This is a genomic window from Candidatus Planktophila sp. (genome assembly GCF_040402275.1).
Taxonomy (GTDB): domain Bacteria; phylum Actinomycetota; class Actinomycetes; order Nanopelagicales; family Nanopelagicaceae; genus Planktophila.
In genome coordinates this window covers 1-5,595 of sequence record NZ_JBBAMW010000038.1, presented here as the reverse complement: position 1 = coordinate 5,595, position 5,595 = coordinate 1, and the positions used below count along the sequence as shown (strand labels likewise).

Sequence of the window (5,595 nt, the reverse complement as noted above, 5' to 3'; positions counted from 1 at the left end):
TTAATCCAGAACAATTAGCCAAGGTCTATACCGCTTATGAAAGCGTCAAGCACCAAGAGCGAGCCATTGATTTTGAGGATGTACTGCTTTTAACCACTGCCATGATCGAAGAAGAGCGCGAAGTTCGAGAGCGCGTGCAAGATCAATACCGCTTCTTTACCGTTGATGAGTATCAGGATATTTCACCGCTGCAGCAGCGATTAATCAATGCCTGGCTTGGTTCTAGACAAGAGCTCTGTGTTGTTGGTGATCCTGCCCAAACTATTTACTCATTTGCTGGTGCAACCCCAGTGTTTCTCAATTCTTTCACCCAGCGTTTTCCAGAAGCAGAAGTAGTGCGCTTAACAACTGGCTATCGCTCAACTCCTGAAATTATCTTCACCGCAAACAGCATTCTTAGAAAAGGTGCGATGGGCAATGAGTTGGTTGCAATCAATGATCATGGCAGCAAGCCAACAATTACTGCATATAACGATGAGTCTGCAGAGATTGCCGGAATCGTTCGAGCCATTACTCAGTTGATCTCTGAAGGAACAGCTGCTCAAGAGATTGCAGTTCTTGCCCGCACTAACAATCAATTAAATGGTTTAGAAAAAGCTATGAACGCGGCCAACCTGCCATACCAAGTTCGAAACACTGAGCGATTTTTTGAGCGCAAAGAAGTTCGTGATTTCTTGAAGCAAGTTCGCACAGCCTCTGTTATTCCAACTGAAGGTGTTTCATGGCTTGATGAACTTCGAACTCTTGCTCAACCGTTCTTGACTGGGGGAGCAATCGACGGAATCGCAGCACTTCTCCACCTTGCACGAGAACTAGATAGTGACACCGGATTTACACCAAAGAATTTACGTGCATATCTGCGTGAAGTTGAAGATCGCGTTCAACAAAACAATCCTCCAACCATGCCTGTTACAACCCTTGCAACGCTTCACGCAGCAAAGGGTCTTGAATGGGAACGAGTATTTTTAATTGGCGTTAGTGATGGAATCTTGCCGCTTGAAAACAACAGCACGACAGGTGATCAAGCCTCAATTGATGAAGAACGCCGCTTGTTCTATGTTGGAATTACACGCGCAAAGTCTGATCTACGCCTTAGCTATCGCGGAAAAGCCTCACGATTCTTGGCTGAAGCGGGCCTGGCTAACTAGCCGTTTTACGCTCATTTATGCGGGGAATTAATTGCCTTGCCAGTACCTCAACCCATGGTTTATAGTTATGTCTTCATTCCCATGCCGGGAATGTACATGATGGAAGGAACGAATATGTCTAACGCATCATTCGTATCAGCAAACGCAATGCGTTCTGCTGTGATTCCTTCTGCTCATACAACCAATAAGCCTTCTACTTGGCATGCAACGAAGCCAGCGTTCTACGCAGCTTTTTATGCCGGATACGAGGCCAATGGTGGTTCAATCGAATAACTCGATTTAGAACTGAAGCCAAGGGCCTCGAATCCACAAGGATTCGGAGCCCTTTTTGTTTTCCTAAACAAACTTCACTCCAGAAAACCAACGACAACCACAAGAGACCGAAGCAAGATCTAACAGAAAGAAGAGGTGAGAACATGAGCGTTCTCTTCAGTGAACTACTAGTACCAGGCTGGGCAGATGACAAGATCGGTTTGGACGCCGTAACAGGCACGTATTCAGACGGGTCATCATTTAATTTGCCATGCCACACAGCAGATCCTGAGCTCTACTTCTCTGAGGATGAGATGCAAGTTGCTGAGGCTAAGTCACTCTGTGGCGGATGTCCCGTGCGCGCACAGTGCTTAGAAGGTGCTCTATCGCGCCAAGAGCCCGCAGGTGTGTGGGGCGGTGAATTATTTGAAGAAGGTCGCATCATTGCCAAGAAGCGCAAAGCTGGACGACCAACTTTGAAGGAGATCGCTGCACGCAATGCAGAAGGCGAACTCATCGAACTCAATGTTAAGAGCAAAGAGCGCGAGGAAAGTGCTGCTTAATTAGCAAACATATTTAAATTTGTTAATGAAGGCCATAGTGCAAAGAGGATGGAGATCGGCAGGATAAGGAATACAACTGGAATCATCATAGATATTTCAGCCTTACCAGCCGCTCCCATAACTCTATTTCTTTGATTGCCGCGGGCTTCAACCGCGTGGCGAGAGAGAACCTCAACAAGTGGCGCACCTCGTAATGTTGCAGTCACCAATGCATCTACAAAGCGACGGATCATCACAGATTTAACTCGACGGCCCATTGAATCTAGTGCTTCATTGAGAGGCAATCCAGAGCGCACACCAGCAACAACTATTTGGAACTCTTTAGCTAATTCTCCATCCGCAGAGTTAGCAATACGCAGCATTGCACTCATTGGTGTTTCACCAGCCGCAATTGCCAAAGTCAGCATCTCAATGACTGCTGGAAACTCAGATTCGATTAATTCACGTCGCTTCTTAATCTCTTTTGTTAGTTCTCGATCTATTAGAACATAGATTAAAACACCTAATAATGTGGCAGTAAATACTGCTAATAAAGGATTGTGCATGAGTATTAGAACAACAGTGAATGAAAGTGCGGAGGCAGCTGCGCAATAGCCATACTGCTTAATTCTAAAGTCAACATAATCTTTTTCGGTGCCTCGCCCTAACTCTTCTAAGCGTGATCTCAATTGTGTGCGATCACCACTTTTCTTCGCATTCTTTCTGATAACACGTTGGGCCTCTTCAATTGCATCAACTTCATCACCTATAACTATCAAGAACCCTGCCGGGATGACCAATAGAGCGGTTACCAATAAAATTGCATTCATCGCGCCCCTCCTACAAAAACACGGGGAGTTTGTGGCAAGCGACCCAAGCGGTTCATCCAAATGTAAGCGATACCTGTCATCACTAGACCCGCAACTAAAATCATTGCACCGGTCGGTGTGGAATATGCAGCAGCGGTACTTGGCTGGGTTGAAAGCAACAGAAGCAGAATCCAAGGGGCAGCGGCTGAAAGGTGTGCAGAGTTTTTAATCCACCCATGCTTGACTTCAATCTCTCGACGCAATGCCAAATCCTGACGCAGAAAATCTCCTAAGGATCTGAGTATTTGTAGTAACTCGCTGCCACCTAGAGCTTTAGAAATGATGAGGGCTTCAAATATTTGATCACTTCCGTGATGGGCAAACAAGGCTTTGAGCTCTTCAATTGCTTGGGTTAAATCGCCGCTTCCATACAAAGTTGTTTTGAATTGTGTGAATGCAGGACGCAACACCTCTGGCCCTCTAGTGGATAGTCCAGCTAATGATTCGGTGAGTGAGAGTCCAGATTGAATTCCTGACATTAGATGATCAATTACTTCTGGCCAGGCAGCAATCAATGCTGCCTCATTGAGATTGTTCTTGGCCCGCACAGTGACAAAAGCTATTCCGGCAGCCAATGTTCCAAAAGCTAGAGAAATCACAACTGAGCGTGTCAGCAATAAAACAGCTGCAGTAGAGACAGATGCTGAAATTCCAATGCGCATGGAAAGTTTCATTGATGCCACCATTGTGAAAGTGGCGTGCCAATTGCGGTAAATCGATCTGGGTTGGGCAGGGATCCAACTCCACGTTGATATTGGTTGCCATCCCATTTCCAGAGCATCTCGATTTCAGCACGATCATTTTCATATCTACCAGTTACTGAGGCAACTTCACTAATCCGTCGGATTCCATTGACATCTAACGTCGTATGAACAATTACATCAATCGCTGAGGCGACGGTGGGAGCGATGAATTTATGAGAAATGTTTTCACCTGCTAGTAGCGGCAGAGTTTGTAATTTCACGATTGCATCTCGTGGTGAATTGGCATGCAGGGTCCCCATTCCAGGCAATCCGGAATTCAAGGCAATGAGTAGATCAAGTGCTTCGGCTTCTCTCACTTCACCCACAATAATTCGCGATGGACGCATTCGCAGTGATTCTTTGATGAGCCGACGCAAAGGAATCTCACCTTCACCTTGCAGGTTTGCACTTCGCGTTTGCATCTGCACAACATCTGGCAACTGAGGGCTTAATTCAAAAACCTCTTCAATTGTTACAACTCTCTCACCGCGTGGAATTGCTCCAGCTAGTGCATTTAGAACAGTTGTTTTTCCTGCCTGGGTTCCACCACTTACTAAAATGTTTAAGCCAGCTTGCACGCAATAAGTCAGTGCAGTACCGATTTCAGAATTCATCACCCCGAGATCTACCAAATCTTTAACACTGGAATTTCGCATGAGGTGCTTACGTATGTTTACTGCCCAATGGTGAGCAGTGATTTCAGGGATAACTACATGTAAACGACTGCCATCGGGTAATCGTGCATCTACAAATGGGTGTGAAAGATCTAGGCGTCTTCCGCTCCACATCAATGCGCGTTCCACAATGTTTCGCACATCATCTGAGGACAAAAGTAGATTGGTTAATTCGCTGCGGCCATTGCGTGCAATAAAGATTCGCTCAGGTGAGTTAATCCAAATTTCTTCAATCGTTGGATCACTCATAAATGGTGCAATGGCACCGAAGGTAATGCTCAGATCTAGTTCCATGCGCGCAAACCTAGATTGGGTATCAAAAACTAGATGTAGCCCAGAAAAAGCGGTGGATAAAGCAGAAGCAATGTTGCCCTGAGTAATCCTTGATTCTTGTATCTAGTTAGTGTGAACAATCTTAAAAGCTTCAGCAATGCGACCTTCTGGTAAGTCGCCAATTCCGGCGTTGCGTTGCCCCCACTCACGAACCATGTTTTCCAACTCTTTGTTATGGGCAGTTTGAGATGCATGTGCGTGAAGGGCAGCCATCTTTAAATCAAAGGTATCGGTGATATCAACCCAATGGTCAGGTTGAGCAAATCCTGAAACCCAGATTTCTTTTACACGCCATGGTTGTAACCCTTCCTTTTCCAGTAAGTCAGTAAATGCGAAGGGGTTTCTGGCATCAGGATAAACAGCCTGAATAGTTGCTTCACCCGCAGCTAGGTGATCTGGGTGGCTTGCACCAATACGATCCCAATTACGTTCTGGGCTTTGGCACACAATGCGATCTGGTTGTGAAATTCGAATCTGTCGGACAATATCTTTACGTAATTCAATTGTTGCCACTAAGTGACCATCAACATAATTTAAGAATGTAATGTCGGTGACGCCGATTGCAGCACCAGCTGCGCGTTGTTCGCGCTGGCGAATTGCAGGCATCTCTTCTTTTGTGAAACCAGATTCTTCGCCACCCTGATCCCCGTTGGTGCAAAACACATAGGCAACTTCAATTCCCTTTTTCACCCATTGGGCGATTGTTCCGGAGGCCCCAAAATCTGAATCATCGGGGTGGGCACTGATGACCAAGACGCGCTTGATCTCGTTATCTGCAATCGGTTCCATGCATGAAGCCTAATAGACTCACCCTCATGACTGAAATCGATCCATTACTTGAGGGACTCAATCCTCAGCAATCGGAGGCGGTTACACATGCAGGCGGCCCATTATTAGTTGTTGCAGGTGCTGGATCCGGAAAAACTCGAGTTTTAACTCGTCGTATTGCTTACTTAATGTCTAGGCGCAACGTTGCCCCATATCAAATCTTGGCAATTACCTTCACAAACAAAGCAGCGGGTGAAATGAAGGAG

Annotated in this window: 8 protein-coding genes; 4 read left to right on the top strand and 4 right to left on the bottom strand. The window is 46.0% G+C overall.

Translation table 11 applies throughout. The annotated features are described in order from the left end of the window. The 3 genes from AC9UEY_RS05660 to AC9UEY_RS05650 all read left to right on the top strand — a co-directional run. Positions 1-1,148 (top strand): ATP-dependent helicase (locus AC9UEY_RS05660; protein WP_509538967.1); only part of this gene is annotated, 1,148 nt, incomplete at its 5' end. 114 nt (positions 1,149-1,262) lie between these two features. Beyond that, entirely contained in the window at positions 1,263-1,421 is a 159-nt protein-coding gene (locus AC9UEY_RS05655; protein ID WP_509538965.1) for a hypothetical protein, read from the top strand. A 143-nt stretch (positions 1,422-1,564) separates the two neighbouring features. Then, positions 1,565-1,963: a WhiB family transcriptional regulator gene (locus tag AC9UEY_RS05650; protein ID WP_509538962.1), complete on the top strand. Its 399-nt coding sequence runs from the start codon at positions 1,565-1,567 to the stop codon at positions 1,961-1,963. Here AC9UEY_RS05650 and AC9UEY_RS05645 read toward each other — a convergent pair. The 4 genes from AC9UEY_RS05645 to AC9UEY_RS05630 all read right to left on the bottom strand — a co-directional run bounded on the left by AC9UEY_RS05645 (position 1,960) and on the right by AC9UEY_RS05630 (position 5,350). Further along, a complete protein-coding gene (locus AC9UEY_RS05645; protein ID WP_509538960.1) occupies positions 1,960-2,772 on the bottom strand; it encodes a type II secretion system F family protein in 813 nt (270 codons plus the stop codon). The two genes, AC9UEY_RS05650 and AC9UEY_RS05645, sit on opposite strands and share 4 nt — an antisense overlap. Further along, positions 2,769-3,485, bottom strand: coding sequence for a type II secretion system F family protein (locus AC9UEY_RS05640; protein ID WP_509538957.1), 717 nt, complete (start codon positions 3,483-3,485; stop codon positions 2,769-2,771). The genes AC9UEY_RS05645 and AC9UEY_RS05640 overlap by 4 nt, the downstream gene beginning before the upstream one ends. Next, complete coding sequence (locus AC9UEY_RS05635) at positions 3,482-4,522, bottom strand: TadA family conjugal transfer-associated ATPase (protein ID WP_509538954.1); 1,041 nt, start codon at positions 4,520-4,522, stop codon at positions 3,482-3,484. Before AC9UEY_RS05635 ends, AC9UEY_RS05640 begins: the two co-directional genes overlap by 4 nt. Before the next feature lie 102 nt (positions 4,523-4,624). Next, positions 4,625-5,350 carry a PIG-L deacetylase family protein gene (locus AC9UEY_RS05630; RefSeq protein ID WP_509538951.1) on the bottom strand — a complete coding sequence of 242 codons (726 nt, stop codon included), beginning with the start codon at positions 5,348-5,350 and terminating at the stop codon, positions 4,625-4,627. 26 nt (positions 5,351-5,376) lie between these two features. Here AC9UEY_RS05630 and AC9UEY_RS05625 point away from each other — a divergent pair. Then, a partial coding sequence (locus AC9UEY_RS05625; RefSeq protein ID WP_509538948.1) for a UvrD-helicase domain-containing protein occupies positions 5,377-5,595 on the top strand: 219 nt, incomplete at its 3' end.